25 protein-coding genes and 1 tRNA gene are annotated in these 25672 nt (G+C 66.8%); 20 read left to right on the top strand and 6 right to left on the bottom strand.

The window, feature by feature from the left end:
* The 3 genes from ACMI1Q_RS07505 to ACMI1Q_RS07495 form a co-directional block, all read left to right on the top strand.
* Nucleotides 1-217, top strand: a 217-nt coding sequence (locus ACMI1Q_RS07505; RefSeq protein WP_419503324.1) for a hypothetical protein, incomplete at its 5' end; no start/stop codon positions are given.
* 47 nt (nucleotides 218-264) lie between these two features.
* The gene (locus ACMI1Q_RS07500; RefSeq protein ID WP_419503323.1) at nucleotides 265-1041 is read left to right on the top strand and encodes a type III pantothenate kinase; all 777 of its coding nucleotides are present in this window, start codon (nucleotides 265-267) and stop codon (nucleotides 1039-1041) included.
* Nucleotides 1042-1139: 98 nt separating this feature from the next.
* Entirely contained in the window at nucleotides 1140-1751 is a 612-nt protein-coding gene (locus tag ACMI1Q_RS07495) for an ECF transporter S component (protein WP_417025647.1), read from the top strand.
* A 61-nt stretch (nucleotides 1752-1812) separates the two neighbouring features.
* On the opposite strand, the gene ACMI1Q_RS07490 is transcribed toward ACMI1Q_RS07495, so the two are convergent.
* Nucleotides 1813-2283, bottom strand: coding sequence for a DUF7000 family protein (locus tag ACMI1Q_RS07490; RefSeq protein ID WP_419503322.1), 471 nt, complete (start codon nucleotides 2281-2283; stop codon nucleotides 1813-1815).
* 182 nt (nucleotides 2284-2465) lie between these two features.
* Between ACMI1Q_RS07490 and ACMI1Q_RS07485 the strand changes: the two genes are divergently transcribed.
* Both ACMI1Q_RS07485 and ACMI1Q_RS07480 read left to right on the top strand, forming a co-directional pair.
* Nucleotides 2466-3302, top strand: a complete 837-nt coding sequence (locus tag ACMI1Q_RS07485) for a HEAT repeat domain-containing protein (RefSeq protein WP_419503321.1) — start codon at nucleotides 2466-2468, stop codon at nucleotides 3300-3302.
* A gap of 9 nt (nucleotides 3303-3311) precedes the next feature.
* On the top strand, nucleotides 3312-4475 hold the full coding sequence (locus tag ACMI1Q_RS07480) for a glycosyltransferase family 2 protein (protein WP_419503320.1): 1164 nt from the start codon (nucleotides 3312-3314) through the stop codon (nucleotides 4473-4475).
* Nucleotides 4476-4557: 82 nt separating this feature from the next.
* On the opposite strand, the gene ACMI1Q_RS07475 is transcribed toward ACMI1Q_RS07480, so the two are convergent.
* Together ACMI1Q_RS07475 and ACMI1Q_RS07470 are read right to left on the bottom strand one after the other, a co-directional pair.
* The gene (locus tag ACMI1Q_RS07475; protein WP_419503319.1) at nucleotides 4558-5262 is read right to left on the bottom strand and encodes a DUF6320 domain-containing protein; all 705 of its coding nucleotides are present in this window, start codon (nucleotides 5260-5262) and stop codon (nucleotides 4558-4560) included.
* Between the two features lie 6 nt (nucleotides 5263-5268).
* Entirely contained in the window at nucleotides 5269-6546 is a 1278-nt protein-coding gene (locus tag ACMI1Q_RS07470) for a hypothetical protein (RefSeq protein ID WP_419503318.1), read from the bottom strand.
* Between the two features lie 143 nt (nucleotides 6547-6689).
* Here ACMI1Q_RS07470 and ACMI1Q_RS07465 point away from each other — a divergent pair, with 143 nt between their 5' ends.
* The gene (locus ACMI1Q_RS07465) at nucleotides 6690-7667 is read left to right on the top strand and encodes an alpha/beta hydrolase (RefSeq protein ID WP_419503317.1); all 978 of its coding nucleotides are present in this window, start codon (nucleotides 6690-6692) and stop codon (nucleotides 7665-7667) included.
* A gap of 66 nt (nucleotides 7668-7733) precedes the next feature.
* Here ACMI1Q_RS07465 and ACMI1Q_RS07460 read toward each other — a convergent pair whose 3' ends face one another.
* Nucleotides 7734-8111 carry a PH domain-containing protein gene (locus ACMI1Q_RS07460; RefSeq protein ID WP_419503316.1) on the bottom strand — a complete coding sequence of 126 codons (378 nt, stop codon included), beginning with the start codon at nucleotides 8109-8111 and terminating at the stop codon, nucleotides 7734-7736.
* Between the two features lie 285 nt (nucleotides 8112-8396).
* Here ACMI1Q_RS07460 and ACMI1Q_RS07455 point away from each other — a divergent pair, with 285 nt between their 5' ends.
* Nucleotides 8397-10172: an oleate hydratase gene (locus tag ACMI1Q_RS07455; RefSeq protein ID WP_419503315.1), complete on the top strand. Its 1776-nt coding sequence runs from the start codon at nucleotides 8397-8399 to the stop codon at nucleotides 10170-10172.
* Nucleotides 10173-10191: 19 nt separating this feature from the next.
* Nucleotides 10192-10779 carry an HdeD family acid-resistance protein gene (locus tag ACMI1Q_RS07450; protein WP_419503314.1) on the top strand — a complete coding sequence of 196 codons (588 nt, stop codon included), beginning with the start codon at nucleotides 10192-10194 and terminating at the stop codon, nucleotides 10777-10779.
* 44 nt (nucleotides 10780-10823) lie between these two features.
* Here ACMI1Q_RS07450 and ACMI1Q_RS07445 read toward each other — a convergent pair whose 3' ends face one another.
* Entirely contained in the window at nucleotides 10824-11534 is a 711-nt protein-coding gene (locus ACMI1Q_RS07445) for a Crp/Fnr family transcriptional regulator (RefSeq protein ID WP_419503313.1), read from the bottom strand.
* Between the two features lie 190 nt (nucleotides 11535-11724).
* On the opposite strand from ACMI1Q_RS07445, the gene ACMI1Q_RS07440 reads away from it, so the two are divergent.
* From ACMI1Q_RS07440 to ACMI1Q_RS07400, 9 genes are all read left to right on the top strand, one after another.
* The gene (locus tag ACMI1Q_RS07440) at nucleotides 11725-12285 is read left to right on the top strand and encodes a DUF308 domain-containing protein (protein WP_330058406.1); all 561 of its coding nucleotides are present in this window, start codon (nucleotides 11725-11727) and stop codon (nucleotides 12283-12285) included.
* Nucleotides 12286-12327: 42 nt separating this feature from the next.
* On the top strand, nucleotides 12328-13200 hold the full coding sequence (locus ACMI1Q_RS07435; RefSeq protein ID WP_419503312.1) for a putative ABC transporter permease: 873 nt from the start codon (nucleotides 12328-12330) through the stop codon (nucleotides 13198-13200).
* A gap of 39 nt (nucleotides 13201-13239) precedes the next feature.
* A complete protein-coding gene (locus ACMI1Q_RS07430; RefSeq protein ID WP_419503311.1) occupies nucleotides 13240-15318 on the top strand; it encodes a leucine-rich repeat domain-containing protein in 2079 nt (692 codons plus the stop codon).
* Between the two features lie 157 nt (nucleotides 15319-15475).
* A tRNA-Arg gene (locus tag ACMI1Q_RS07425) sits at nucleotides 15476-15552 on the top strand.
* Nucleotides 15553-16006: 454 nt separating this feature from the next.
* Nucleotides 16007-17368: an MATE family efflux transporter gene (locus ACMI1Q_RS07420; protein ID WP_419503310.1), complete on the top strand. Its 1362-nt coding sequence runs from the start codon at nucleotides 16007-16009 to the stop codon at nucleotides 17366-17368.
* A gap of 69 nt (nucleotides 17369-17437) precedes the next feature.
* Nucleotides 17438-17824, top strand: a complete 387-nt coding sequence (locus ACMI1Q_RS07415) for a nuclear transport factor 2 family protein (RefSeq protein WP_419503309.1) — start codon at nucleotides 17438-17440, stop codon at nucleotides 17822-17824.
* 99 nt (nucleotides 17825-17923) lie between these two features.
* Entirely contained in the window at nucleotides 17924-18343 is a 420-nt protein-coding gene (locus tag ACMI1Q_RS07410; RefSeq protein ID WP_417026324.1) for a GtrA family protein, read from the top strand.
* A 13-nt stretch (nucleotides 18344-18356) separates the two neighbouring features.
* Nucleotides 18357-19082 (top strand): histidine phosphatase family protein, encoded by a 726-nt coding sequence (locus ACMI1Q_RS07405; RefSeq protein ID WP_419503308.1) that lies wholly within the window; start codon nucleotides 18357-18359, stop codon nucleotides 19080-19082.
* A 385-nt stretch (nucleotides 19083-19467) separates the two neighbouring features.
* Nucleotides 19468-20577, top strand: coding sequence for an endonuclease/exonuclease/phosphatase family protein (locus tag ACMI1Q_RS07400; protein WP_419503307.1), 1110 nt, complete (start codon nucleotides 19468-19470; stop codon nucleotides 20575-20577).
* Nucleotides 20578-20630: 53 nt separating this feature from the next.
* On the opposite strand, the gene ACMI1Q_RS07395 is transcribed toward ACMI1Q_RS07400, so the two are convergent.
* Nucleotides 20631-21620 carry a LacI family DNA-binding transcriptional regulator gene (locus tag ACMI1Q_RS07395; RefSeq protein ID WP_394979855.1) on the bottom strand — a complete coding sequence of 330 codons (990 nt, stop codon included), beginning with the start codon at nucleotides 21618-21620 and terminating at the stop codon, nucleotides 20631-20633.
* 333 nt (nucleotides 21621-21953) lie between these two features.
* Between ACMI1Q_RS07395 and ACMI1Q_RS07390 the strand changes: the two genes are divergently transcribed.
* The 3 genes from ACMI1Q_RS07390 to ACMI1Q_RS07380 are packed head-to-tail and all read left to right on the top strand — an operon-like array spanning nucleotide 21954 to nucleotide 25539.
* Complete coding sequence (locus ACMI1Q_RS07390; protein ID WP_394979856.1) at nucleotides 21954-22946, top strand: aldo/keto reductase; 993 nt, start codon at nucleotides 21954-21956, stop codon at nucleotides 22944-22946.
* 25 nt (nucleotides 22947-22971) lie between these two features.
* Nucleotides 22972-24186 (top strand): MFS transporter, encoded by a 1215-nt coding sequence (locus ACMI1Q_RS07385; protein WP_394979857.1) that lies wholly within the window; start codon nucleotides 22972-22974, stop codon nucleotides 24184-24186.
* Nucleotides 24187-24210: 24 nt separating this feature from the next.
* Complete coding sequence (locus ACMI1Q_RS07380; RefSeq protein WP_419503306.1) at nucleotides 24211-25539, top strand: GntP family permease; 1329 nt, start codon at nucleotides 24211-24213, stop codon at nucleotides 25537-25539.
* The last annotated feature ends 133 nt before the right edge of the window (nucleotides 25540-25672 follow it).

The raw sequence follows: 25672 nt of genomic DNA, 5'->3' as shown, positions 1-25672 counted from the left end.
TATATCGCATCCGGTGTTGTTTGTCAACACTTTTTTGCGATTTTTTGAGGCGGCCTTTCCGGTGACCGGCGGGTGCCGGCTCCCTTCCGGGGGGCGCAAGACAGTATTATACGAGCCTGGAAGTCAAAAGTCAACCCCCTTTTTCGGATTTTTTGAAAAAATTGTAAACAGGGGTTTTTCGCCCCCGAAAAACGGGGGGCTTGCCTTTTTGCTATAAATAGTATTATAATAGGGACCGCTCAAGAGAAAGGAGGCCGCGGCGCCATGGTCCTGACGGTGAACATCGGCAACACCCACATTTCGGTGGGCGGATACCACGGGCGGGAAAAGCTTTTTTCCGGCCGGCTGAGCGCCCGGCCCGGCATGACGGCGGACGAGTGTGCCATCGCCCTGGGGCAGCTTCTGGACCTGCACGGCCACGGCGGCTGCCGGTGGGATGGCGCCATCCTCGGTTCGGTGGCTCCGGCCCTGACCGCCCCCATGACCGCCGCGCTGCGGCGACGCAGCGACGGGCGGGTGCTCACGGTGGGGCCCGGGCTCAAGAGCGGCCTTGCCATCTGCATCGACGACCCGGGCCAGCTGGGCGCGGAGCTTCTGTGCGCGGGGGTGGCGGCGCTGGACCTTGCGCCGGGGCCGGTGATCCTGCTCTGCGCGGACACCGCTCTCTCGCTGATGGGCATTGACGAGAAGGGCCGCCTTTTGGGCGGGATGATCCTGCCGGGGCCGAAGGCCGCGCTGAACGCTCTGGTGAAGGGCACGGCCCAGCTGCCCCAGGTGGACCTGGACGCGCCCCGGGCCGCCCTTGCGCCGCTGGCGAAGAACAGCGCCGCCTGTTTGCAGGCGGGCAGCATCCTGGGCACCGCCGCCATGCTGGACGGCCTCATCGCCCGCCTCAGGGGCGAACTGGGCGAAGACGCCTGGGTGGCCGCCACCGGCGAGCTGCCCGAGGCGGTGCTGAAGGCGATGGCCCAGCCGGTGCGCCGCTGCGAGGACCTTATCCTGGACGGCATGAACCTCATCTGGCTGAAAAACCAAAAGTGAATATCCCATGGTGTTCCGCCCCGCCAGGGGCGTGTGCATAAATAAGTTTGCGCTGTATCCGCGTTTTGAGGCGGAGCGGCAGTAAAGGAGCATGTAACATGAACGACCATTCCAAGACTCTGCGTCTGACCCGGCTGGCACTGCTGGCCGCCATCGTGCTGGTGCTGGCCTACACCCCGCTGGGCTACATCCACATCGGCCCGCTGGCCATCACCCCCATCATGATCCCGGTGACGGTGGGCGCCATCCTGCTGGGGCCCACCGAGGGCGCCATCCTGGGCGGCATCTTCGGCCTGACCAGCTTTTCCACCTGCTTTGGTTCCGACGCTTTCGGCACCATGCTGATGAGCATCAACCCGGTGTTCACCTTCCTGACCTGCGTGCCCACCCGTGTGCTGGCGGGCTGGCTGCCGGCGGTGATCTTCAAGGCGCTTTACCGCAAGGAGCAGCCCCTGCGGGCCAACACCGCCTTCGGCGTGGCTGCCCTGGCGGGCCCGGTGCTGAACACCGTGTTCTTCATGGGCGCGCTGGTGCTGTTCTTCTACCGCACCGACTACATCCAGGGCTTTGTGACCGCCCTGGGCGCGGCGAACCCGCTGGTGTTCGTGCTGCTGTTCGTGGGCGTGCAGGGCGTGGTGGAAGCCGCCGCGGGCTTTGTGGTGTCCGGCATTCTGAGCCGGGCGGTCTACCCGGTGCTGCACCGCAGCTGAATCCTTATATATAATAATGAGCGGGCCGGTCCCTTCGGGGACCGGCCCGCTTTCTGTTTTTTCACAGCCGGGCGCAGAGGTCCAGCAGCTGCCGGGCCGCCTCTTTCACGGCCGCGGCGGCGGCGTCCCCGTCGGCCAGGTCCGCCTGCACCGGCAGGCGCGCCAGCCAGTCGGCGGGATGCTCCCCCGCCCACTGGATGGGCGGCGGGCAGTCCTTCAGCGCCCCGGCCCAGCGGCGGCCGACCGGGCGGTTCACCCCGCAGAGCCACACTTCCAGCTGAAAACCGGCCGCGTCAAAGACCGCCGCCAGCTTGAGGCCCTTCTGACGCAGGGCCTCGTCCGTGAAGGTGAAGCAGGCGTAGTCGACGGCGCTGCCGCTGACGGCGCTCTGGAAGCGGAAGTCCGGCATCTGCCGCTCCAGTTCCGCCCGCAGCCAGCGGAACATCCCCACGAACTCCCCATAGGCCTTCTGCAGGCCGGTGGTCTGCAAAAGAGCGCGGTACTCCTCCAAAAGCGCGGCGTCAAAACGCATGGCCGTTCTTCCTTTCCCCACGCCCCGCCGGGGGCGTTTTTTCAGTATACCACAATTTTCCGTTCGTTGGATGCACAACCGCCGGGCGGGCGGGGGTCTGGTATGATGAAAGCAGACCTCGGGAAGGGTCCGCCCTTTCCTCCCCCGCCGCCAAAGGCGGCACGCTCGAAAGGAGAGCGCCCATGTATGAATTCATCCGTTCCGCCGTGGCCATTCAGGTCATCGCCGTCGCGGGGGCCGCTGCCGCCCTGATGGCGGTGCTCATGTTCCAGCGCGGCCGCCGCGCCGCCGGCAAGGACGCGCCCAGCGCCGGCACCCTGCGCCGCCCGGAAGGGCGCATCCGCGCCATCGCCCGCCTTGGGCAGGACAAGCCCGCCGGGGCCGCCAACCAGCTGGAGCCCTACTGGTACTCCAAAGACCCGGACGAGCGCTATTTCAGCCTCTATTTTTCCTCCGCCTGCGCCGACGGTCCGCTCCAGAAGGAGCGGCTGCGCCGCGCGGTGCCGGCGGCCCCCTTCTGCGGCGGGCGCAGGGCGGAGATGCTTCGCACTCTGGGCCTGTCCAACGCGGTTTTGCAGCAGAAGGCCGAGGAGAGCGGCCGCGGCGGGGCCGACATGATCGGCAGCCTGAACGGCACGGCGCTCACCGCCCCGGAACTGGAGCGGCTTCTGCTTTTGCTGGACCGGGAGCCCGCTTTGCGGGGCGCGGCCCTGGGCTGCTTTGCCGACAGCGGCCTGCCCGGCGCCTTTGACCGCCTGCAGGACATCGCCCTGCACGACCCGGACCCCGCCTTGCGGGAACTGGCGGCGGCACGGCTGGAAGGCCGGGCGGGCGACGAGACCTTCCGCCTGCTGGACGCCATGATGGCCGACCCGTCCCCCGCCGTGCGGGAGCGGGCGGCCCGGAGCATGGCCGCCCGGGGCGAAGCCGGGGCGGACCTGCTGAAAAGCCTTGCCGGAGGCGGGCTGTCCCAAAAACAGAAGCTGGCCCGGCGGCACCTGCTGCTCAGCGGCTCGTGAGGTGCTTTTATGAACGATCTCTGGACCCAGGCCGTGATGGTGATGGGGCTGGTGGTGCTGGCCTGCTACTTTGTGACGCTGGCGGTGAATCTGGCGGTGCTGTGGGCCTCGCTGGGGCTGCTGGGGCGCAAGATGCGGGTGGCCTCCGCCCATCTTGACCTGCCGGAAGAGCGGGCGGAAGCGGTGTCGGTGCTGGTGCCGGCCTTCAACGAGGAGGTCACCATCCTGGACACCGTGCGCGCCCTGCTGCGGCAGGACTATCCCCGCTTCGAGGTCATCGTGGTGAACGACGGCTCGGCCGACGGCACCCTGGACCTGCTGCGGCAGGAGTTCGAGCTGCGGCCGCTGGACCCCGCCGGGGAGGGCCCTCTGCCCTGCGGGCAGGTGCGGGGGCTGTTCATCAGCGAGAGCTGCCGGGACCTCATCGTGGTGGACAAGGAGAACGGCGGCAAGGCGGACGCGCTGAACGCCGGGCTGAACGCGGCCCGGTATCCGCTGGTGTGCTGCGTGGACGCGGACGGCCTTCTGGAGCCGGACGCGCTGAAAAAGCTGGCCTGCCGGTTCGCCCGGGACGACCGGGTGGTGGCCGCCGGCGGCGTGGTGCGGCCCCTCAACGGCTGCCTCGTGCAAAACGGCGCGGTGGTGCAAGCGGGCGTGCCGCCCACCCTCACCGGCAGGGTGCAGGCGGTGGACGCCCTCTGCTGGACCCAGGTGCCCGAGACCCTGCGGGGGCTGCGGACCCAGCGGGTGCGGTGGCACCGGGGCCTGGCCCAGGCGCTGTGGCGGCACCGGGGCATGGTGCTGCGGCCCCGCTACGGCACGGTGGGCATGGCGGCCCTGCCGGTGTTCTGGTCCATCGAGCTGCTGGGGCCGGTCATCGAACTGACCGGCTACGGGATGCTGGCGGCCCTTCTGCTGCTGGGCGGCCCCACCACGGCGGCCCTGCTGGTGTTCGCCATGGCCTGCCTCCACGGGCTGACCCAGAGCCTGACCGCCCTGGTCACCGAGGGGCGGGTCTACCCCTCCCCCGACGACCCGCTGCGGCTGGCGGGAGCCTGCCTGCTGGAGCCGCTGCTCTACCGCCCGCTGCTGGCCTTCTGGCGCTGCCAGGCGCTGGTGACCATGGGGCGGCGGGCCCGGTGGGGCTCCGTTGCCCGCAAGCGCCTTTCCTGACGGGCGCGGAAAAGGCCCGGCGGCCTGTTGTTTGACACACAGACCTGCCGGGCCCGAAGGGCTATACTGATAACAGGGAGATTCAGGTGTGGAAGCGCCGGCCCAGCTCCTCCCGCAAGCGGGGGCGCAGGCGCACGATGAGCAGAAACACCGCTGCCACCAGCCCCGCCGCCGCGGCGATGACCGACCAGCCCGGCTGATACCGGCCAAAGGCATAAAGGTCGATGAGCGCTTCCAGCGCCAGCAGCCAGAGGATGAGCAGCAAAAAGAACACCCCCGCCGTGGAAAGGCCGGAGCACCGCCGGGCGGCCATGCCGCCCACCACCGCGCCCAACAGGACGGTGATGCCCAGAATGGGCAGCGCCAGCCGGGCAAACCAGCCCCAGCCGTTGGTGAGGGCGGCCACCAGCGCCAGCATGCCTGCCGCCGCGGCCGTGTCCGCCAGCAGATAGACCGGCACCGGCCAGCCCCGGGCCAAAAGCGGCAGCGCCGCCCACACCCAGAGCACCGCCGCAGCCCCCGCCACATAGAGCGACCAGGGCACCGCCGGGAAGAAGGCCAGCCAGTTGATGGCGCAGCAGCACACCGCCACCGAAGCCAGCATGCCGGTGAGCAGCAGCCCCAGGCTGCGCCGGTCCACCGGCTCCACCTCCCGCCGCGCCAGCGGGAAGGGCGGCTGGGCGGTCTCGTCCACCGGGCAGCGGGGATTGACCACCGGCGTGCCGCACAGCGGACAGGCATGGGCGGAAACGTCCAGCTCCACGCCGCAGTTCACGCAATAAGACATGATCCCTCAGCCCTTTCTGTTGGAGATGATTTTGACCGGCACGCCCTCCCGCACCAGCCAGCGGAAGAAGTCCCGTTCCAGGTCTCTCTCCCGCATGGTGCCGGAAAAACTCAGCGCCAGGGTGTTGCCCATGCTGATGGCCGCGCAGTTGGTGCGCCCGGAATAGGACTGGCCCAGCACCATCTCCACCCGCCGGATGTGGGCTTCCATCTCCGGCGGCGCCCGGAACACGCCGGGGTTGGTGAAGGTGGTGGAATAGGGCTTTTCGCCCAGCGTCCGGAAGCCCACCGCCATGCCCAGATTCTTCAGCGGGCTGGGGATGAGCCGCAGCAGCGGCGAGCGCTGCAGGCTGACGTTCCGGGTGATGTAGGCGGCCATCTCCTGCCTTGTGACGTGCAGCCGCATGTAGTGGTGCACCTGAGAGGCGATCTCCGCGAAGGTGTAGTCCCCCAGTTCCGGGTCGATGAAGGGCCGGGCGGTGAGGATGAAGTTGCGCAGGGTGCGGCTGGGGAAATAGGGCCGCAGGTTCACCGGCACCACCAGGGCCACCGGCTTTTCCCGCCGCCTGCCCTCGCTGCGCTGGCGCACCATCAGCGCCTGGATGAGCCCGGCGGCCAGGAACTCGGTGATGGAAACGCCATAGCGCCTGGCGGCGGCGTGGACCTTGTCCACCGGGATGAGGCCCATGATGACATTCAGGGTGTAGAAGGGCTCCGGCGTGCCGGTGTAGCTGTAGGCCGGGCCGGCCTTGAGGCTGCGCCGGGCCCGGGAGGTGGCGTAGCGGGGATAGGCGTCCTCCCATTCCTCCGGGTCCGGGGGCTCCGCCGGGTCCAGAACACCCTCGGTGCAGGGCACCTCCACCCCGCCCAGCCGCAGATACTCCGCCACCAGCGTTTTCAGAAACACCAGCGCACCCGCGCCGTCCGCCAATGCGTGGAACAGCTCGATGGAGATGCGCGGCCCGTAATAGAACACCCGCAGCAGCCGGTCCTTGGAAGAAAAACGGATGGGCTGGCAGGGGTTGGCGATGTCCGGCTCCACGTCGGGCACAAAGGAGGGGTCGGAATCAAAATAATACCAGAACGCCCCCCGCCGCAGCCGCACCTGCAGGCCGGGAAAGCGGGGCATCACCCGCCGGGCGGCCTGACGCAGGCGCTGGGGGTCCACCGGGGCGTCCATCACCGCCGAAAAGCGGTAGACCGCCGAGTAATCGTCCCGCTGGATGGCGGAATAGACCATGCCCGCGTTGTCCAGCCGGTACCAGTTCTGCGCGGCGTGTGCCATTCTGCGTCGCCTCCTTCTGTCTCCACCTTGTATTGTAGCACCGCCGCCCCCCGCGGGCAACGCCTTCCCGCCGTTTTTATGCTATACTGAAAGCAGCAGCCACTGCCCGCTTGCCGCGGGCCCGCCGAAAGAGAGAAAATCTTATGGAAAACACCAACAACACAAACGCCCGGGGCGGCCTGCACATCCCCATGCCCCGCTATTCCGACACGAGCCCCGCCGACCAGGCGGTGACCACCGCCATGATGAAGGCGATGCGCACCATCCGCTCGGCCTCCTCCCCCGCTGCCGCCGGCCAGGAAGAACTGGACCGCCAGCGCAAAGGCCAGAAGGTGCTGGGGCGGCTGGCCGCCCCGCTGCTGGGCCTGAGCTGGGAGCCCTTTGAACTGAACGGCATGCCCGCCGCCTGGGTGCGGCCGGAGCGCGGCCACGACCCCCGCAAGGTGGTGCTCTACTGCCACGGCGGCGGCTACACCAGCGGCAGCCTGGACTACTCCCGCCCCCTCGCCTCCAAAATTGCCAACCGCACCGGCTACGAAGTGCTCTGCTTTGAGTACCGCCTCGCGCCGGAGCACCCCAGCCCCGCCGCACGGCAGGACGCGCTGAAAGCCTGGGACTATCTGATGCTGCTGGGCTACGGCGCCCGGGACGTGGTGGTGATGGGCGACTCCGCCGGGGGCAATCTGGCCCTGGTGCTGACCCTGATGCTGCGGGACGCCCGCCGCCAGCTGCCCCGCCGCCTGGTGCTGTTTTCGCCCTGGACGGACATGACCTTCAGCGGCGAGTCCTTCACCCAGCGGGCCGGGGACGACCCCTCCCTCACCGCCGACTACATGCTGGCCACCCGGGACGCCTACGCCCCCGGCGCCGACTGGGCCGACCCGCTGCTCTCGCCCCTCTTCGGAGACTTTTCCGGCTTCCCGCCGGTGATGATCCAGGCGGGCTCCAACGAGATCCTCTTCGACGACTCGGCCCGGCTGCACCAGCGGCTGCTGGAGCAGGGCGTGCCCTGCCGGATGGAGTGCTGGGAGGACATGTGGCACGTGTTCCAGATGTTCCCCCTCAAGCAGGCCGACCGCGCGGTGGACCATGTGGCGCAGTTCCTTCTGGAACTGTTCTGAACCCCCAAAGCAAAAAGGACCGGCAGCCCCTTCGGGCTGCCGGTCCTCTTTTTGTGTGCGCCGTGCTCAGGCGAGCACCGCCTCGCCGATGAGCCGGGCCATGCTTGCCAGGTCGGCCCCGGAGATGAACTCGAAGGTCACCACCCCCAGCCCGGCGAACCAGAGCTGCATCTCGCTGTCCAGGTCCATCATGCCGGCGGATTCCACCGAATAGGCCTGGATGCGGTTGTAGGGCAGGCTGACGAAGGTCTTTTTCTTGCCGGTGAAGCCCTGGGTGTTCACGGCGATGACCCGCCGGTCGGTGAAGACCACGCCGTCGCGGATGCCCTGGAAGGGCTGCAGCACCCGCTCGCCCTCCGCCAGGATGGGCTCGGTCAGGTCGGCGAGGCGGTGGTCCGAGGCGGGCCGCAGTTTGAGGAAGAGCATGTTTTCAAGGTCGGTCATATCGATTTCTCCTTACAGATGGGTGGATGTTTGAGAGCAGCGTTGTCCGCCTGTTATCAGCATACCTTTTCCGGGGCGCGGGGGCGGTTGTATTTCCAACGAAGGGGCGCGAAAAATTTTTTGTTTCGTTGTTTGGCCCACCGTTTTTGCGCCCGGGGTGCGGTATGCTTGGAACAAGTCAAAGCCGGCCCGCTGCCGGCCCAGACGGGCAAGCCCGCCGGGCCTCTGCACTCAAACAAACCATCAACAGCGCCCGGGCAGTGCCCGGCGCACAGGAGGTACACAATGTATTACACCAACGGAAATTATGAAGCGTTCGCCCGCCCCCGCAAACCCAAGGGCGCGGAGGACAAACAGGCCTGGCTGGTGGGCGGAGGCCTCGCGAGCCTTGCCGCCGCGGCCTTTCTCATCCGGGACGGCGGCATGGAGGGCAGCCGCATCCACATTCTGGAGGGGGCCGACCTGCCCGGCGGCGCCTGCGACGGGCTGCTGCGGCCGGACGTGGGGTTCGTCATCCGGGGCGGACGGGAGATGGAAAACCACTACGAATGCCTGTGGGACCTGTTCCGCTCCATCCCCTCGCTGGAAGTGCCCGACGCCAGCGTGCTGGACGAGTTCTACTGGCTGAACCACGACGACCCCAACTTCTCCATGAACCGGGCCATCCTGGACCGGGGCGAGAGCGCCGACACCAAAAACCGCTTTGAGCTGAGCGACGAGGCCGCGCTGGCGCTGATGAAACTGTTCTTCACGCCGGACGAGGAGCTCTACAACAAGAGCATCGAGGAGGTGCTGGGCGGCGATTTCTACGACTCCAACTTCTGGCTCTACTGGCAGACCATGTTCGCCTTTGAGACCTGGCACTCGGCGCTGGAAATGAAGCTCTATCTCCAGCGGTTCATCCACCACATCGGCGGCCTGCCGGACCTTTCGGCCCTCAAGTTCACCAAATACAACCAGTACGAATCCCTCATCCTGCCGCTGGTGAAATACCTGGAGGAAAAGGGCGTGGATTTCCGCTACGGCGTGCGGGTGGAGAACGTGCTGTTCCACTTCTTGCCGGGCAAGAAGGTGGCCCACCAGCTGGTGTTGGTGAAGGACGGCAAAGAGGAGACCATGGAGCTGACCGAGAACGACCTGGTGTTCGTGACCAACGGCTCCTGCACCGAAGAGAGCGCCCTGGGCGCAAACGACAGGGCCCCGGTGCTGGACATCGCCCCCGGCGACGGCGCCAGCTGGCAGCTGTGGAAGAACATCGCCGTGCAGGACGCGTCCTTCGGCCGGCCGGAGAAATTCTGCGACCACATTGAGGCCACCAAGTGGGAGTCCGCCACCGTCACCCTTCTGGACGACCGCATCACCCCCTATGTGGAGCGTATCTGCGGCCGCGACCCCTACGCGGGCAAGGTGGTCACCGGCGGCATCGTCACCGTGAAGGACTCCGCCTGGCTGATGAGCTGGACCTTCAACCGCCAGCCCCACTTCAAGGCCCAGCCGGAGGGCCAGCTGGTGGGCTGGATCTACGGCCTCTACCCGGACGAGCCCGGCGACTATGTGGGCAAGCTCATGTCGGAATGCACCGGCGCCGAGATCTGCATGGAGTGGCTGTATCACCTGGGCGTGCCGGAGAGCGAGATCGAGCGCCTCGCCGCCGAGTCCGCCTCCACCGTCCCCTGCATGATGCCCTACGTCACCGCCTTCTTCATGCCCCGCGAGGCGGGCGACCGCCCCGACGTGGTGCCCGAGGGCTGCGTGAACTTCGCCTTCCTGGGCCAGTTCGCCCAGACCCCCCGGGACACCATCTTCACCACCGAATACTCGGTGCGCACGGCGATGGAAGCCGTCTACACCCTGCTGGACGTGGAGCGGGGCGTGCCGGAAGTGTTCGGCTCCGCCTACGACGTGCGCTGCCTGCTCAACGCCGCCCACTACCTGCTGGACGGGCGCAAGCTCACCGCCATGAAACTGCCGCTGCCCTACAAAATGGCGCTGCTGGCAGGCCTGGAAAAGGTCCGGGGCACCACCCTGGAAGAGCTTCTGGCCCGCTATCAGCTGATCTGAAACACAAAGGAGAACCGCAATGAACAACAACACCCCCGCCGTCTCCCTTCCCCCGCAGCAGCCCGCCGCCCGCGTCAGCCCCGTTCCGGGGCTGGCCGCCGGGGCCGCCCTCACCGTGCTGGGCCTGCTGGCTCTCTTCTCCCCGCTGGCCACGGGGGTGATGCTGGCCTGCCTCATCACCGCGGGGCTGGGCGTTCTCGGGGCGGCGCAGATCGCCGCCTGGGTCAGAACGCCCCCCGAGGCCCGCGGCGCGGACCTTCTGGTGAACGGCATCCTGCTGGCGGGCTCCAGCCTGTTCGCCCTCTGGGCCTCCTTCCAGACCAGCTTCGGCCTGGCCGGGCTGATCGAAGGGCTCTCGGTGGCCGCCGCCTTCCTCACCCTGCTGCGGGGCATCGACCAGTTCCTCGCCTTTTCCCAGATGCGCCGCGAGGGCGCGCAGGGCGCGGGCTGGATGCTGGCCGCCGGGCTGATGAACGGCCTGCTGGCCATGGTCATCCTGGCCAATCCCCTGATGAGCTGGTTCGCCCTCAGCACCGTGTGGGGCGTTTACCTCGCAGCCTCCGGCGTGGCGCTGGCCGCCGGCACCCTTGCCGCCAGCCGCTCCTGAAACCGCAAAAAAGCAGCCGCACCTTTCCGGGTGCGGCTGCTTTTTTATTCCTTGTCGTTGGGGTCCGGCTCGTCGTCGGTGATGGGCATCTCCACCAGCAGCTCGAAGCGGCTCTTGTCGAACTTCAAAAGGCCCTCGTCCCGCATCTTGCACAGCTCGTTGGACATGGCGCTGCGGTCCACAAAGAGGAAGTCCGCCAGGTCCTGCCGGTTCAGGGGGATGACGAAGGTGCGGCTGCCCGCCTTGTGGTACTGGGCGGAAAGGTAGTCCTGCAAGCGCTCCCGGGTGGAGCGGCGGATGCTGTCCTCCAGCTTGCGGGTGAGGTACTGGCCCTTTTTGGCCACCGCCAGGGTCAGGTTCTGCAAAAAGCGGATCTGGGTGGGGGCGGTGAGCACGTTCTTGCGCAGCAGCCGGTCCACGCTGAGGAAGAGGATCTCCGTCTGGGCGGTGGCGGTGATCGTCACATGCAGGCGGTAGCGCCCCACGGCGGACAGCTCGCCCAGGGTGTCGCCGGCGCCCAGCACGTCCATCAGGTTGCTGTTGCCGTTGCTGTCGATGTGGAACAGGTGCACGCTGCCGGACAGGATGACCCCGATCTCGGAGAACCCGTCGCCGTCCCGCGCCACCACGGTGCGCTTTTCATACTTCATGGTGTGGGGCGACATGGTGTCGATGACGCTCAGCACCTCTTCGTCGGTCAGGTTGCGGAACAGCATATTCGCCCGCAGCACCGCCAGGTCCAGCTTCTGTTCCATCTGCTTTTTGCGCCTCCTCGCAGGCAGTTTTCTTTCTATTATTATAAAACTCCTTCCTTTTTCTGGCAAGAAGCGGCGGCCCGTTGTCTGGCAAACATACTCCGCCGCCCGCCCATGGTAGGATGAGAACAGCAAAAGAAATTTTGCAAAAAAACTGAAATCATGACTGTTTTGTCAAGGAGGTATTCTCATGTTCCAATTCTTCTGGACCCGCGCCGCATCCGTCTGGGTGGCCGCGCTGTATATCGCGATGGGCGTTCTGCTCTTCGCCTTCCCCGCCGCCACCGGCACGTTCTTCGTCTGGGCGCTGGCCGGCGGCGCTGCCGCCTACGGCGTGAGCCATCTGGTCCGCTATCTGCAGGGCCGCAAGGCCGGCGCAGCCAATCCGGGCGATCTGTTCCTCACCGTGCTGCCCGCCGCATTTTCCGTCTTCGCCCTCATCTGGCCCCAGGCCATCCTGTCGGTCCTGCCGCTGGTGCTGGGCTCCCTGCTCCTGGTGGACGGCATCGGCAAACTGCCCCTGGCCATCACCGGCCTGCGGGAACAGTTCCCCGGCATGATCCCCCTGGCCCTCTCCTCCGTCGTTCCCATCGTGCTGGGCGCGCTCATCGTCATCAACCCCTTCGCGGCGGTGCGCATCGCGGTGATGGTGTTCGGAGCCGCACTGGTGGCCGACGGCGTCAGCGACCTGGCCACCGTCATCCTGGAAAAGCGGGCCGCATCCGCGGCTCCCGGCGGCCCGGCCCTCTGAGGCCGGGCCCCGCCCCCACACCGTGAAAAGAAAGGGAATCCTATGACCTGGTTTGGCTACGCCCCCGCCCAGTGGGCACTGTTCTTCTTTTTGTACTCCTTCCTCGGCTGGGTCTGGGAGTCCTGCTATGTCTCCCTGCGGCAGGGGCGCTGGGTGAACCGGGGCTTCCTCAACGGCCCGCTGCTTCCCATCTACGGCTTCGGCGCGGTGGCCATCCTGCTGTTCACCCTGCCGGTGGCCGCAAACCCGCTTCTCGTCTTTCTGATGGGCATGACCGGCGCAACGCTGCTGGAATACGTCACCGGCTGGACCATGGAACGCCTGTTCCACGTGCGCTACTGGGATTACAGCATGTACCGCTTCAACCTGAACGGCTACATCTGCCTGCCGGCCTCCCTGTGCTGGGGCGCATTCTCCCTGGTGATGCTGCGGCTCATCCACCCGGTGGTGAGCGGCTGGGTGGCGATGCTCGCCCCCGCCGCGGCGCTGACCGCCGCGCTGGCCCTTTCCGCCTTCTTCGCCGTCGACCTGCTGGTCTCCCTGCGCCAGGCCGTGGACATGCGCAGCCTGCTGCAGAGCCTCAGCGCCAGCAGCCGCCACATCGCCCGGCTGCAAAAGCGGTACGAGGTGGAGGCCGCCTTCGCCCCCGGCGGCCTTGTCCGCGGCATCGAGACCGCCCAGAGCCGCCTGCAGGCCCTTCGCCAGCAGCGCCGCCAGCTGCTCTGCACCCTGAGCGTCGAGGCCAGCGGCGACGTGGACGCGGCCCGGCTGGTGCGGGAGGAGCTCTCCGCCATGGAGGGCCGCACCGACTCCATGTACCGCCGGGCGCTGCGCCACCTGCGGCGCAACCCCGGGGCCGTGAGCCGCCGCTGCGCCGGGGGCCTGCGGGACATGGAACCCCTGCTGCAGCCCTGACGAACAAAACCCTTTGAGAGAAAGGATGTGTGTGAGACCATGACCGACAACAAGAAATTCCTTTTGCGGGCGGCCGTCGTGCTGGCCCTTGTGCTGGGCGCGGCGGCCGCTCCCCTGCCCGCCGCCGCCGAGGAGGCGGCCTCTCGGAGCACGGCGGCCTCCGCCCCCGCGGACAGCGCCGCCGCAGCCCCCGCCGAAACGCCCGCCCCCGCTGCCGAAGGGACGGTGGCGCTGGACGAAACGAACTTCCCCGACCCGGCCTTTCTGGACTGCGTGCGCGCCTTCGACACCGACGGCGACGGCGCCCTCTCGGAGAGCGAGCGGGCGTCGGTGACCAGCCTGGATGTGCGCGCCAAGGGCATCCGCTCGCTGGAGGGCGTCGGCTTTTTCCCTGCCCTCACCCGGCTGAACTGCATCGGCAACGCCCTCACCCAGCTGCCCCTGGACCAGACCCCCGATCTGACCAACCTGCTGTGCAACGAAAACCAGCTCACCGAACTGGACCTTTCCCAGGTGCCCCGGCTGGAGGTGCTGCACTGCCACGACAACCGCATCGCCGCCCTGGACCCCTCGGCGGCCCCGCTCCTGCGGGAGCTGGCCTGCGGCGACAACCCCTTCGAAACGCTGGACGTATCCCGCAACGGAGCGCTTCAATACCTCATCTACATGGGCGGGCCCCTCAAGACCCTCACCCTGGGGGACAACGAGGCCCTGCTGGACCTCTGGTGCGCCTACACCCTGGTCACCGAGCTGGACCTGAGCCACGCGCCGAACCTGGAACTGCTGGGCATCGAGCGCAGCGACCTGGTCTTTCTGGACCTGAGCGGCAACCCCCTTCTCACCGACCTGATGGCCGGCGACAACCAGCTGCTGGGCGTCCGCGCGGGGCAGGCGGCCCCCACCGCCGTTCTGGACGGCCAGCGCCCGGTGGAGGTGCAGCTGGCTGAGGGCCAGACCACCTTCGACCTGGGGCAGCTGGGGCTGCCCATCGACCCGGCGCGCATCACCGACGTGACCGGCGCGCAGCTGGAGGGCAGCCTGCTCACCGGCCTTGCCGACGGCAGTCTGGTGACCTACCGCTACACCGACGGCTCCCTCTCCTTCACCGCGTCGCTGCAGTTCCGGGTGAGCAACGCCTGGCTGGAGCCGCTGACCATGGAAGACTGGACCTACGGCGAGGCCGCCCATCTGCCCCATGCCGACGCCCAGTACGGCGAGCCGGTGTATGAATACAGCGACAGCGAAAGCGGCGTTTTCACCTCCCGGCCGCCCACCGAGGCGGGCACCTGGTACGTGCGGGCGGTGGTGCCGCCCCAGGACGGCCACGCCGGCCTTGTGGCGGTGAAGGAATTCCACATCCTGAAGGCGCAGCCTCAATACACCGTGCCCGCCGGGCTGACGGCGGTGTACGGCAGCACGCTGGGCCAGGTGGACCCCGGCCCGGGCTTTGCCTGGGAGGCCCCGGACCAAAAGGTGGGCAGCGCCGGGCCGCAGGTCTTTGAGGCCCGCTACACCCCCGCCGACGCCGAAAACTATGAGACGGTGGAGCATGTGAAGATCCCGGTGCAGGTGCTGCCCAAGGACGCGGCGCTGCTGTGGGTCTCGCCGGTGGAAAACGCCCAGGATGCGAAAGCGCTCACCGTGCGGGACGGCGGCGCCGTTCTGAAAGAGGGCGCCGACTACACGGTGGAGACCCGCCAAAACGGCACCCGGGTGGACATCACCCTGCGCTTTCAGGGCAACTACACCGGCACGGTGCTGCGGGGCTACGAGACGGAGGGGCAGACGGTCTCGCCCGTGCGTCCAACCCCCACGCCCGCCGCGCCGGCCCCGGCCCCCGGGCAGACCGCGGCCCCTGCTCCCGCTCCGTCCCCCGCAAAGACCCCCGCGCCCCAGGCCACCCCCGCCCCCGGCGAGGGCCAGGAGGACGGCCGGCCCAGCCCCTCGCCTTCTCCCAAGCCCACTCCTTCCCCCGCGCCGACCCCCTCGCCCGCGCCCTCCGCCCCTGTTGACGAAGGCGCTCGGCCCTCCTGGGCGGGGACGCTGCTGACGTATCTGTTCTTCCAGTGCCTTCTTCTGGCGATGCTGCTCTTCACTCTGCTGAGGGCGCGCCGCTGACGAAGCCGCGCCGAAGGCCCCGCAAAAGGGGTTTTCGGCGCGATTTTTGAAAAAGGGCTTTACCAAGGCAAAAAAATGTGGTAGAATAAGCGATGCACCAAAAGGGTGCGGTCAACAAGTCGGAAACCACCCCTCAGAGATGGCTTTCCGCAGATCTGCGTCCGTAGCTCAGTTGGATAGAGCGTTCGGCTCCGACCCGGAAGGCCGCTGGTTCGAATCCAGTCGGGCGCACCACGCCGGAATGGACTTTGCTCCATTCAAAAAGCCCAGCCAAAAGGCTGGGCTTTTCTTATGCCGCTCCGTCATTCCTCCTCTTCCCCGGAAAACCCTGCTTCGCGGGCTTTCCCGGGGGCCCCGGCATTTCGCAAGCGACATATCGCTTGCGGCGATTTTTTTGCAAAAAATCATCGCGCGCTCATTCTGCTGCTCCATCTCGGCCCAAGTGCCGCCGCTTGCGCGGCGGTTGGCCTCGAAATGCGCCTGCGGGCGCAGTCGCTTCCCCGCAAAAGCAAGCCCTGTATCGCTTTCGGACCTTTTGCGCAAAACCGCCGCGCCTGTTTTTTTGGCTCTTGTGCGCCGCGGGAAAAGATGTTATAATAGTCCCGCTCCAATAGGGGCTTCGTTTGATACATTATCGCCAACAAGTGTATGCTTGTTGGCGTTTTTCGTTGCAACGCAGGAGGAAACGATGACAAACAACGACTTGACCAAAAACCGGTTTCTGGCGGGGCCCATCCTGCCGCCGCTGCTTCAGTTCGCCTTTCCGCTGATGCTCTCCCAGCTGCTGCAGGCCTTCTACGGCGGCGTGGACCTGATGGTGGTGGGGCAGTATTCCTCCACCGCCAGCGTCTCCGCCGTGGCCACCGGCAGCCAGATCATGCAGGCCCTCACCGTGCTGATCACCGGCCTGACCATGGGCGTGACCGTGCTGGTGGGCAAGGCGGTGGGCGCGGGCGACCCCGACGCGGCGGGCCGGGTTGTGGCGGGCCAGCTGCGCCTGTTCGCCCTGCTGGCGGCGGCGCTCACCGCCGGGATGCTGGCCTTCGCCCCCGCCATCGTGCAGTGGATGAACGTGCCCGCCGAGGCGGTGCCCGAGACGCTGCGCTATGTGCGCATCTGCTCGGGGGGCATCCTGTTCATCGCCGCCTACAACGGCATCAGCGGCGTGTTCCGGGGCCTGGGCAACTCCCGCTCGCCCTTTCTGTTCGTGCTCATCGCCTGCCTGGTGAACGTGGCGCTGGACCTGGTGCTGGTGGGCGGCTTCGGGATGAACGCCTCCGGCGCGGCGCTGGCCACCGTCATCGCCCAAGCCTCCAGCGTGCTGTTCTCCCTGGGCTACATGCGCCGGCACCCCCTGCCCTTCTCGGTGCGGGGCCGCCACAGAGACGTGCCCCGGGCGGTGGGCCGCATCCTGCGGCTGGGCACCCCCATCGCCCTGCAGGACTTTTTGACCACCATCTCCTTCCTCATCATCACCAGCATCGTCAACTCCCTGGGTCTGGTGGCCTCCGCCGGGGTGGGCATCTCGGAAAAACTGTACGTCTTTTTGTCCATCGTGCCCATGTCCTTCATGTCGGCGCTGTCCACCTTCGTGGCCCAGAACATGGGCGCGGGCCAGCCCCTGCGCGCCCGCAAGGCCCTGTTTGCCGCCCAGAAGGTCTCCCTGTGCTTCGGGGCGGTCATCTTCACCCTCACCTTCTGGGGCGGCGGGCTGCTGGCCGCCCTGTTCAGCCGCGACGCGGCGGTCATCGAAGCCGCCGCCCTCTATATGCGGGGCAGCGCGGCGGAACACCTGCTCAACGCCTTCATCTACTGCATGCTGGGCTACTTCAACGGCCGCGAGCGCACCACCTTCGTGATGGCCCAGGGCCTGTTCACCGCCTTTCTGGTGCGCATCCCCCTGTCCTACCTTCTCAGCCGCCTGCCGGGCGCGGGCATGCTCACCATCAGCATGGCCATCCCCGCCACGGCCCTGGTCAGTCTGGTGCTGTGCACCGGCTACCTCCTGCTGCTGCGCCGGCGGGACGGCGCCGCCGGGGCCGCGGACTGAACCGCTCTGGATTTTTTCCCCTGCCCGCCTTATGATAAAGGCAGGATCCATTCGTCCGAGGAGGCTTTTATGAAAGACGGCAGAGAACTGGATATTTCCGCCTACTGGGCGGCGGCGCTGGCCCAGCGGGCCGGCGAGATGGCGGCGTTCTTCGCGCCGGGAGCCCAGGTGCTCTGGCCCAACACCAACGAGCGCTTCACCGCCGAAGAGTTCATCCGCGCCAACTGCGAGTACCCCGGCGCGTGGGAGGGCGAAGTGGAGCGGGTGGAGGCCATGGGGCCGCTGCTCATCACGCTGGTGCGGGTGTTCGACGCCGGGCGCACCGCCTCCTTCCATGTGACCTCCTTTTTCCGGGTGGAGGACGGGCGCATCGCCGCGCTGGAGGAATACTGGGGCGACGACGGCCCGCCGCCGGCCTGGCGGCAGGCGCTGGGCATCGGGCGGCCCATCCGCTGAGGGCCGCGCCTTGCATTTTTCGTTTTCAAAGTGGTATAGTGAAAGAAGGCCGTTCCCTTTGCGGGCCGGCCTTCCTGTGTTTGGAAAGGAGTCCTTTTGATGCACATCTCCGCAGCCGCCCAAAGGCTGCCCGCGGGCGGGCGTTTCGCCCGGTTCGCGCTCTCGTCGCTGTTTTCCGCCGGGGTGGACCTGGCCGCCTTCGAACTGCTCTGCCGCCTGCTGGAGGACGCGGCGGGCGAGGCCGCGGCCATCGTTGCCGCCACCTGCATCGCCCGGGCGGCCTCCGCCCTGGTGAACCACGTCATCAACTACGTCCTGGTGTTCCACAGTCACGCCGCCCGCGGGCGGGCCACCGGCCTCTACGCCCTCATCACCGTGGGCAAGACGCTGTGCAGCGCCCTGCTGGTGGCCGCCGCCGCGGCCCTTGTGCCCGCCCTGCCCCGGCTGGGCGCAAAAATGGGCGCGGACGTGCTGCTCTTTTTCGTCAACTATCTGCTGCAAAAAGCCTTTGTCTACTGAACGGAGGGACCTTATGAAACTGCTCATCGTGCGCCACGCCGACCCGGACTACTCCATCGACTCCCTCACCCCCACCGGCTGGGAGGAGGCCGCCCTGCTGGCCCGGCGGCTGAGTAAGCTGGAGGTGGCGGCGTTCTACGTCTCGCCCCTGGGCCGCGCGAAGGACACCGCCAGCCTCACCCTGAAGGCGATGGGCCGCACCGCCACCGAGTGCCCCTGGCTGCGGGAGTTCGACGCCCCCATCCACAAGCCCGGCGCGGAAGGGCCGTCCATCCCCTGGGACTGGCTGCCCGCCGACTGGACCGCCGAGCCCCGCTTTTTTGACCGCGCCGCCTGGCTGGAGGCCGGGCCCATGGCAGAGGCGGGCGTGGCGGAGCAGTATCATTGGGTGACGCGCTCCCTGGACGAGCTGCTGGCGGCCCACGGCTACCGCCGGGAGGGGGAAATCTACCGGGCCGAGCGCCCCAATACCGACACGGTGGTGCTGTTCTGCCACTTCGGGGTGGAGTGCGTGCTGCTGAGCCGGATGCTCAACCTCTCGCCCATGGTGCTGTGGCACGGCTTTTGCGCCGCGCCCTCCTCGGTGACCACCCTCGTCACCGAAGAGCGCCGGGAGGGCGAGGCGTACTTCCGGCTGGGGGCCTTCGGCGACACCTCCCACCTTTACGCCGGCGGGCGCGAGCCCAGCTTTTCCGCCCGGTTCTGCGAGATGTACTCCCTCACCGACCAGCGGCACTGACAAAACCGAAAAAGGAGCGTTCCCTTTGCGGGGAACGCTCCTTTTTTGTTCACGCAAGACAGCGGCGGCGCAGCGCCTCCACCGGCTTTTGGAACCGCCGGGTGAGCAGCCCCACCAGCGGTATTTTTGATGAGCCTTTTTATTATAAACATGCTTGTTTTTAACAGCATCGTCCTTTTGCCACAAAACGCAAGGGGGATTTTGTGCAAAAGTTGCCCGCCCTTGTGCACCCCGCCCATGGCCGGGCCAAAAACTTCATCGCTTTTGCGGATAGCCCCCGCCGCTGTTTTCGTGTATGATTAGAAAACAGTGTTCAAGCGACGGAGAGCAGCACGAAACAGGCCCTGTTTTGTGCTGCTCTTTTTTCGTCGGGAAAGAGGTCAAAATGAAAAAGGTCCTTCGCCGCGCCGCCCTGGCGCTGGCTGTTGTTTTGGGCGCGCTGGTGCTGCTCTTTGCCGGGTATGTGGGCTATCTGCAGCTCCAGTATTACCGCATCGAGGATAACCTCGCCCTGGAGGTGGCCAGCGCCCCCGCCGAGACGCTGGCGGCGGGCGAAGAGTACACCGCCGTCACCTGCAACCTGGGCTTCGGGGCCTACGGGCCGGATTACTCCTTCTTCATGGACACCGGCGTGATGGAGGACGGCACGCCCACCCAGGGCCTTTACGGCAAGGCCCGCAGCGAGGAGGACGTGCTGGCCAACACCACCGCCGCGCTGGACGCGCTGGAAGAGCTGGACGCCGATCTGCTGCTGTTGCAGGAGGTGGACTACGACTCCCACCGCAGTTATTTTGTGGACCAGCGGCAGATGGCGCTGGACGCCTTCTCCGATTACGGCTGGATCTGGGGCCAGAACTTCCACAGCGGCTATCTTGCCTATCCCCTCACCGACCACCACGGCGTGGTGAACGCCGGGCTGCTCACCCTCACCCGCTGCGCCGCCGAGGGCGGCGTGCGCCGCAGCTACCCGGTGGACGAGAGCTTCTTCATCAAATTCACCGACCTGGACCGCTGCTTCACCGTGCTCTACCTGCCGGTGGAGGGCGCGGAGGGCCAGCTGGCCCTCATCCACAGCCACATGTCCGCCTACGACGAGGGCGGCACCGTGCGCTCGCGGCAGCTGGAGCTGCTGTGCAGCGTGATGGAAGAGGAGTACGAAAAGGGCAACTACGTCATCGTGGGGGGCGACTTCAACCACGCCCTCTACGGCACCGAGCACGCCTTCGAAAGCCAGCAGCAGTTCCCCGGCTGGGTGCAGACCCTCTCCGACGCGGACCTGCCGGAGCACTTCTCCTTCGTGGCGGCGGACAACGGCTTCGAGGTGGCCACCTGCCGCGGGGCGGACATCCCCTACGAGCCGGGGGTGAACTACACCACCGTTGTGGACGGCTTCATCGTGTCGGACAATGTGGCCGCCAGCGCCGAGAACATCGACGCGGACTTCGCCTTCAGCGACCACAACCCGGTGGCCCTCACCTTCCGCCTGGCGGCGTGAGCGAAAACAGCAAAAAGCGGACCGTGCCCAGAAGGCACGGTCCGCTTTTTGCTTTAAAACACACCGGGGTCGAGGAGGGCGTTGTACTGCACGTTCATCCGCTCCCGCTGGGGGGCGGCGGCACGCTCCAGCAGCACCTCCACCGCCTTGCGGCCCATCTCCTGCACCGGCTGCTCCATGGTGGTGAGGCCGGGCAGCGGGCGCACCAGCACCGGGCTGCGGTTCAGCGCCAGGATCTTCACCCGGGAAAAGGCGCTGTCCGGCCGCTGCATCTGCCCCAGCACCAGGCCCACCGTCTGCTCGCTGCTGATGACGTAGAGGGCGGTGTAGTCCAGCTTTTCCTGCTCGAAGCGGCGCACGAAGTCGTAGCCGCCCCGGTAGGTGTTGGGGTAATAGAAGATGCTGGCCTGGGCCTGGGGATAGGGCACGCCTCCCTGCAGCAGCGCGTCCACAAAGCCCGCCTGCTCCGCCCGGGTGTTGGTGGAGTCGGTGTCGGTGGAGAGCATGGCGATGCGCCGGTGGCCCTGTTCCAGCAGGTGGCGCACCGCCACCCGCGCCGTTTCAAAATGGGCCAGCAGCACCGAGTCGTAGTCCAGCCCTTCAATCTTGCGGTTCAAAAACACCACCGGGATGGTGATGCCCGCCACCATCTCCCGATATTCGGTGGTGTCCTCGGCGGTGACGAAGATCACCCCCGCATAGCCGCTGCGGCAGGCGTTGTTCACCGAGGCCCGCTCCACCGACAGATCGCCCCCGCTGTTGCACAGCACGAGATTCAGCCCCTTTTCGGCGGCGGTGCGGGCGATGCCCGCGATGAACCCGCCGTAGAGGGAGTAGGTGAAGTCGTTGACCACCACCAGCAGGTCGTTGCGCTTGTGCTCGGCAAGCTCGCCGTCCCGGGGTTCCACCCCCAGCTCCCGCATGGCCGTCCACACCTGCTGGGCCAGCTGGCGGCGCACCAGCGACGGGTCCCGTATCACCCGCGACACCGTCGCGCAGGACACCCCTGCCCGCCGGGCGATCTCTTTTTGGGTCACTGCCATGGCGTTTCCCTCCTGTTCTGTTTCTTTACAATAGCATTTCAGTTTCATCTGTGTCAATATTTCAATCAGAAATTTCAGATGATTTCAGGATTTTGGCCCTTTTCTCCGGCCTTTATTTCAGAAATTCCAAATCTGCGGCGCTTTTTGTGGTTTTGAGCCAATTTCTTCGGCGTACATTGTTATATATTCAACAAACTTTTGCCCTCGCTCTGAAACATTTGAAATCGTCTTGTTTTTGTCAATCTCCGATGCTAAAATCCAAAACGAACGGACCGGGGCGGTGCGCGCAGCCCGCGGCAGCATACATCAAACAAGCAAAGGAGACATGCAGCGATGGAATATATCAACGTCCGCGGGCTGGACAAGCCCGTGCCCCGGCTTATTTTCGGCACCGCCTGGTTCAGCCTGGACGCGGAGGCCGAAGCCCACAAGATGATGGACCTGTATGTGGAGCGGGGCGGCACCATGATCGACACCGGCCGCTACTACGGCAAGGGCAACGGCATCGCCAAGAGCGAAGAGATCCTGGACCGCTGGCTGCGCTCCTCCGGCGTGAAGCGGGAGGACATCATGATCAGCGACAAGTGCTGCAACTGCCTGATCGACCGCAAGGGCGTGCTGCACGAGGAGTTCGTGCGGGTGAGCCCCACCTTCATCCAGGAGGACCTGATGTACAGCCTGGACCGGGTGGGCGTGGACTACTTTGACCTTTACATGATCCACCGGGACGACCCCCATGTGCCGGTGCCCGACCTGATGGACAAGCTGGAAGAGCTGCGCATCGCGGGCTACTTCAAAGCCTACGGCATCAGCAGCTGGCAGCCCAGCCGGGTGCAGGAGGCCATCGACTACTGCAAGCGGATGAACTACCGCGGGCCGTCGGTGTCCAGCCCGTCCTACAGCCTGGTGCACGCCAAATACAACCGCTGGCCCGGCACCTGGTACGCCGACGACGAGTTTGCCCGCTGGCACAAGGAGCACGACATCGCCCTGTTTGCCTGGGCGGCCCAGGGCGCGGGCTTCTTTGTGGACCCGCTGCTGCCCGCCTACGACCCGGAGAAGGCCCCCATGGTGACCAAGGAGTCCTTCCTCACCGAGGAGAACTTCAAGCGCCGGGAGCGCGCGCTGGAGCTGGCCAAGGTGCACGGATGCAGCGGCGTGAACATCGCCCTGGCCTATGTGCTCAGCCAGGACCTGCCGCTGGCGGCCCAGATCGGGCCCCAGAACCTGTGGGAGCTGGACGACTGCATCAAGACGCTGGACCTGCGCCTCACCGAGGCGGAACTGGCCTATCTGCGCCTTGAGCGGGACACCTGGGCCGACTGACGGCCCGCCGGGAGGGGGAAAAACGATGAACAAACAAACCTTTAAATTCCACTATGGCTATGTGGTGCTGCTGGCCACCATCCTGATGAACGTCTACTACGCCTGCTCTTACAGCGTGGTGAGCCAGTTCATGGCGCCCATCCTGGAGACCCACCCCGAGATCAGCCGCACCCAGTTCTCGCTGGTGTTCTCCATCCACTCGCTCTCCAGCGCGCTGTATCTGACCCAGTTCGGCAAGGTCAACCAGCTGCTGAAAAGCAAGAACGTGCCGGTGCTGGGCGGCCTGGGGCTGGCGGTGGGCTTCTTCATCTACGCCACCGCATCCAACATCTACCTGTTCTATTTCGGCGCGCTGCTGGTGGGCCTTTGCGCGGCCTTCTTCTCCTCCGCCATCACCATCACCCTGCTGAACCGCTGGTTCGACAAGGGCCAGGCCACCCTGCTCTCCGTCTCCATGACGCTGGGTGCGCTGGGCGGCACCGTGGGCAGCCGGGTGGTGGGCGGCCTCATCGGCTCGGTGGGCTATGCCGCCACTTTGCGGGGGCTGGCCATCGGCATGGTGGCGGTGACGGTGGTCATCCGCCTGCTTTTGCAGCGCGAGCCCGCCCCCAAGGCGGCCGCCGCCGGCGTGAAGGCCCAGGAAAAGGAGCTGCCCGGCGTGACCCTGAAACAGGCCATGAAGACCTACAACTTCTACGCCATCCTGGGTGTGTTCCTGCTGTTCGGCATGTGCTTTTACGCCACCTACACCAACCTGTCGGTCTACATGTCCGACCTGGGCTTCGACCCCTCGCTGGTGGGCTCCATCTTCGGCATGATCTTCCTGGTGAACGCCATCACCATGATCCCCGGCGGCGCGGTGGCCGACTGGCTGGGCTGCCGGGTGACCATGATCGCCCTGATCTGCGTGTTCGTGGGCTGCGTTGCGGTGATGGCCTTCACCACCCCCGGCCCGGCGCTGATGTATCTGGTGTGCGTGCTGATGGGCGTGGCCTATCTGTTCCCCAAGGTGCTCTCCTGCGCCATGGTGAACAGTGCCTTCGGCCCGAAGGACTCCGCCACCTTCACCGGCTGGATCCAGGCCATGATCTGCGTAGGCGCCTTCATCGGCAGCCCCATCCTGAACGCGGTGTATGACCTCACCGGCTCCTACAGCGGCGCCTTCATCGCCATGATCCCCGCCATGCTGCTGTGCGCGGTGCTGGGCTTCACCGGCATCGCCAAGGTCAAGGGCTGGTAAGCGCCGGCCCGAAAGGAGCGAACCATGGACTTTCTGGGCATTCTGGGCATCGCCGCCGGCTTTGCCCTGCTGATGCTGCTGACCTACCGGGGCTGGTCGGTGTATCTGGCCAGCTTTGCCGGGGCGGCGGTGGTGGTGCTGTGCGCGGGGCTGCCCCTGGCCGAAACGCTGACGCAGAAATACATCGGCGGCATCGGCTCCATCGTGACCAGCCTGCTGGGCATGTTTCTGTTCAGCTCGGTGATGGCCCAGCTCTACGCCGACAGCGGCGCCGCGGTGTCGCTGTCCCGGGCGATGCAGCGGCTGTTCCTGCGGGGGCCGCTGGGGCCCAGGGGCCGGCGGCGGATGAGCCTGCTGGTGGTGATCTTCGCCTCGGCGCTCATCTGCTACGGCGGCGTGAACGCGGCGGTGGTCATCATCACCGTCTACCCCATCGCCCTGTCGGTGTTCGAGAGCTGCGGCATCCCCCGCCGCTTCGTGCCGGGGGTGCTGCTGGGCGGCTGCGTCACCTTTGCGCTGAGCGGGCCGGGCTCGCCCCAGCCCACCAACCTCATCCCCGCCTCCCTGCTGGGCACCAGCCCTGCGGCGGGCCTTGTGCCCGGCCTTACGGGCATGGCGGTGGAGGTGGTGGTCTGCCTGCTGGTGCTGGACTGGATGATCGAGCGCGCGGTGCGCCGGGGCGAGACCTTTGAGCCCGCCGCCCAGCCGGACGCGGCCGCCTCCGCCCAGGTGCGCCGCCCTCCCGCGGCGCTGGCACTGGCGCCGCTGGCGGTGCTGTTCCTGCTGTTCAATCTGGCCGGGCTGGACATTCTGCTGTGCACCCTGGCGGGCGCCGTCTGCGCGGCGGCTCTCTTTTACCCCTGGCTGGACGGATACCGGGCGCTGCGCCGCTGCATCAACGAGGGGCTCGCCTCCTCGCTGGCGCCGGTGGGCAGCATCGGCGCGGTGTGCGGCTTTGCCGCCTGCGTGCAGAGCGTGCCGGTGTTCGAGCGGCTGGTGGACGCCATCGTCCACTGGTCCATCGACCCCTATCTTCTGTGCATGGTGTCGGTGGCGCTGCTGTGCGCCCTCACCGGCGGGTCCACCACCGGCCAGTCCATCGCGCTGCCCATCGTGGCGCCGCTGCTGGAAAGCCGGGGCATGGCCCCCGCGGTCATCCACCGGGTGGCGGCCTTCTCCGCCACCACGCTGGACTCCCTGCCCTACAGCGGCACCATCCTGATGACCGTTCATCTCTCCGGGGTGCGGATGAAGGACGCCTATCCGGCCATCTTCGTCTCCACCACCCTGGCCACCGCCTTTGCCTCCGCGACGGTGACGGCCCTTCTGTGGCTGTTCCCCGCGCTGGCGTGAGGCCGGGGTCTTCCTTTTCTGCTCTTGCCGGGCTTTTGGGGCGGGCTTTGGGTGTTTGCACGCCCGAAGGGCCCGGGCGGAGATATACCATCCAGGTGCGGCGGCGGAGCGTTTTGCTCCGCCGCTGCGCTTT

This window comes from Candidatus Allofournierella excrementavium (assembly GCF_048526665.1).
In the GTDB taxonomy this organism is placed as follows: domain Bacteria; phylum Bacillota; class Clostridia; order Oscillospirales; family Ruminococcaceae; genus Allofournierella_A; species Allofournierella_A excrementavium.
This window is presented reverse-complemented; position numbering and strand designations above follow the sequence as displayed.

Coding starts and splice junctions, on each gene's coding strand:
- ACMI1Q_RS07500 (WP_419503323.1), top strand. CDS start 265: ATGGTCCTGACGGTGAACATCGGCAACACCCACATTTCGGTGGGCGGA.
- ACMI1Q_RS07495 (WP_417025647.1), top strand. CDS start 1,140: ATGAACGACCATTCCAAGACTCTGCGTCTGACCCGGCTGGCACTGCTG.
- ACMI1Q_RS07490 (WP_419503322.1), bottom strand. CDS start 2,283: ATGCGTTTTGACGCCGCGCTTTTGGAGGAGTACCGCGCTCTTTTGCAG.
- ACMI1Q_RS07485 (WP_419503321.1), top strand. CDS start 2,466: ATGTATGAATTCATCCGTTCCGCCGTGGCCATTCAGGTCATCGCCGTC.
- ACMI1Q_RS07480 (WP_419503320.1), top strand. CDS start 3,312: ATGAACGATCTCTGGACCCAGGCCGTGATGGTGATGGGGCTGGTGGTG.
- ACMI1Q_RS07475 (WP_419503319.1), bottom strand. CDS start 5,262: ATGTCTTATTGCGTGAACTGCGGCGTGGAGCTGGACGTTTCCGCCCAT.
- ACMI1Q_RS07470 (WP_419503318.1), bottom strand. CDS start 6,546: ATGGCACACGCCGCGCAGAACTGGTACCGGCTGGACAACGCGGGCATG.
- ACMI1Q_RS07465 (WP_419503317.1), top strand. CDS start 6,690: ATGGAAAACACCAACAACACAAACGCCCGGGGCGGCCTGCACATCCCC.
- ACMI1Q_RS07460 (WP_419503316.1), bottom strand. CDS start 8,111: ATGACCGACCTTGAAAACATGCTCTTCCTCAAACTGCGGCCCGCCTCG.
- ACMI1Q_RS07455 (WP_419503315.1), top strand. CDS start 8,397: ATGTATTACACCAACGGAAATTATGAAGCGTTCGCCCGCCCCCGCAAA.
- ACMI1Q_RS07450 (WP_419503314.1), top strand. CDS start 10,192: ATGAACAACAACACCCCCGCCGTCTCCCTTCCCCCGCAGCAGCCCGCC.
- ACMI1Q_RS07445 (WP_419503313.1), bottom strand. CDS start 11,534: ATGGAACAGAAGCTGGACCTGGCGGTGCTGCGGGCGAATATGCTGTTC.
- ACMI1Q_RS07440 (WP_330058406.1), top strand. CDS start 11,725: ATGTTCCAATTCTTCTGGACCCGCGCCGCATCCGTCTGGGTGGCCGCG.
- ACMI1Q_RS07435 (WP_419503312.1), top strand. CDS start 12,328: ATGACCTGGTTTGGCTACGCCCCCGCCCAGTGGGCACTGTTCTTCTTT.
- ACMI1Q_RS07430 (WP_419503311.1), top strand. CDS start 13,240: ATGACCGACAACAAGAAATTCCTTTTGCGGGCGGCCGTCGTGCTGGCC.
- ACMI1Q_RS07420 (WP_419503310.1), top strand. CDS start 16,007: ATGACAAACAACGACTTGACCAAAAACCGGTTTCTGGCGGGGCCCATC.
- ACMI1Q_RS07415 (WP_419503309.1), top strand. CDS start 17,438: ATGAAAGACGGCAGAGAACTGGATATTTCCGCCTACTGGGCGGCGGCG.
- ACMI1Q_RS07410 (WP_417026324.1), top strand. CDS start 17,924: ATGCACATCTCCGCAGCCGCCCAAAGGCTGCCCGCGGGCGGGCGTTTC.
- ACMI1Q_RS07405 (WP_419503308.1), top strand. CDS start 18,357: ATGAAACTGCTCATCGTGCGCCACGCCGACCCGGACTACTCCATCGAC.
- ACMI1Q_RS07400 (WP_419503307.1), top strand. CDS start 19,468: ATGAAAAAGGTCCTTCGCCGCGCCGCCCTGGCGCTGGCTGTTGTTTTG.
- ACMI1Q_RS07395 (WP_394979855.1), bottom strand. CDS start 21,620: ATGGCAGTGACCCAAAAAGAGATCGCCCGGCGGGCAGGGGTGTCCTGC.
- ACMI1Q_RS07390 (WP_394979856.1), top strand. CDS start 21,954: ATGGAATATATCAACGTCCGCGGGCTGGACAAGCCCGTGCCCCGGCTT.
- ACMI1Q_RS07385 (WP_394979857.1), top strand. CDS start 22,972: ATGAACAAACAAACCTTTAAATTCCACTATGGCTATGTGGTGCTGCTG.
- ACMI1Q_RS07380 (WP_419503306.1), top strand. CDS start 24,211: ATGGACTTTCTGGGCATTCTGGGCATCGCCGCCGGCTTTGCCCTGCTG.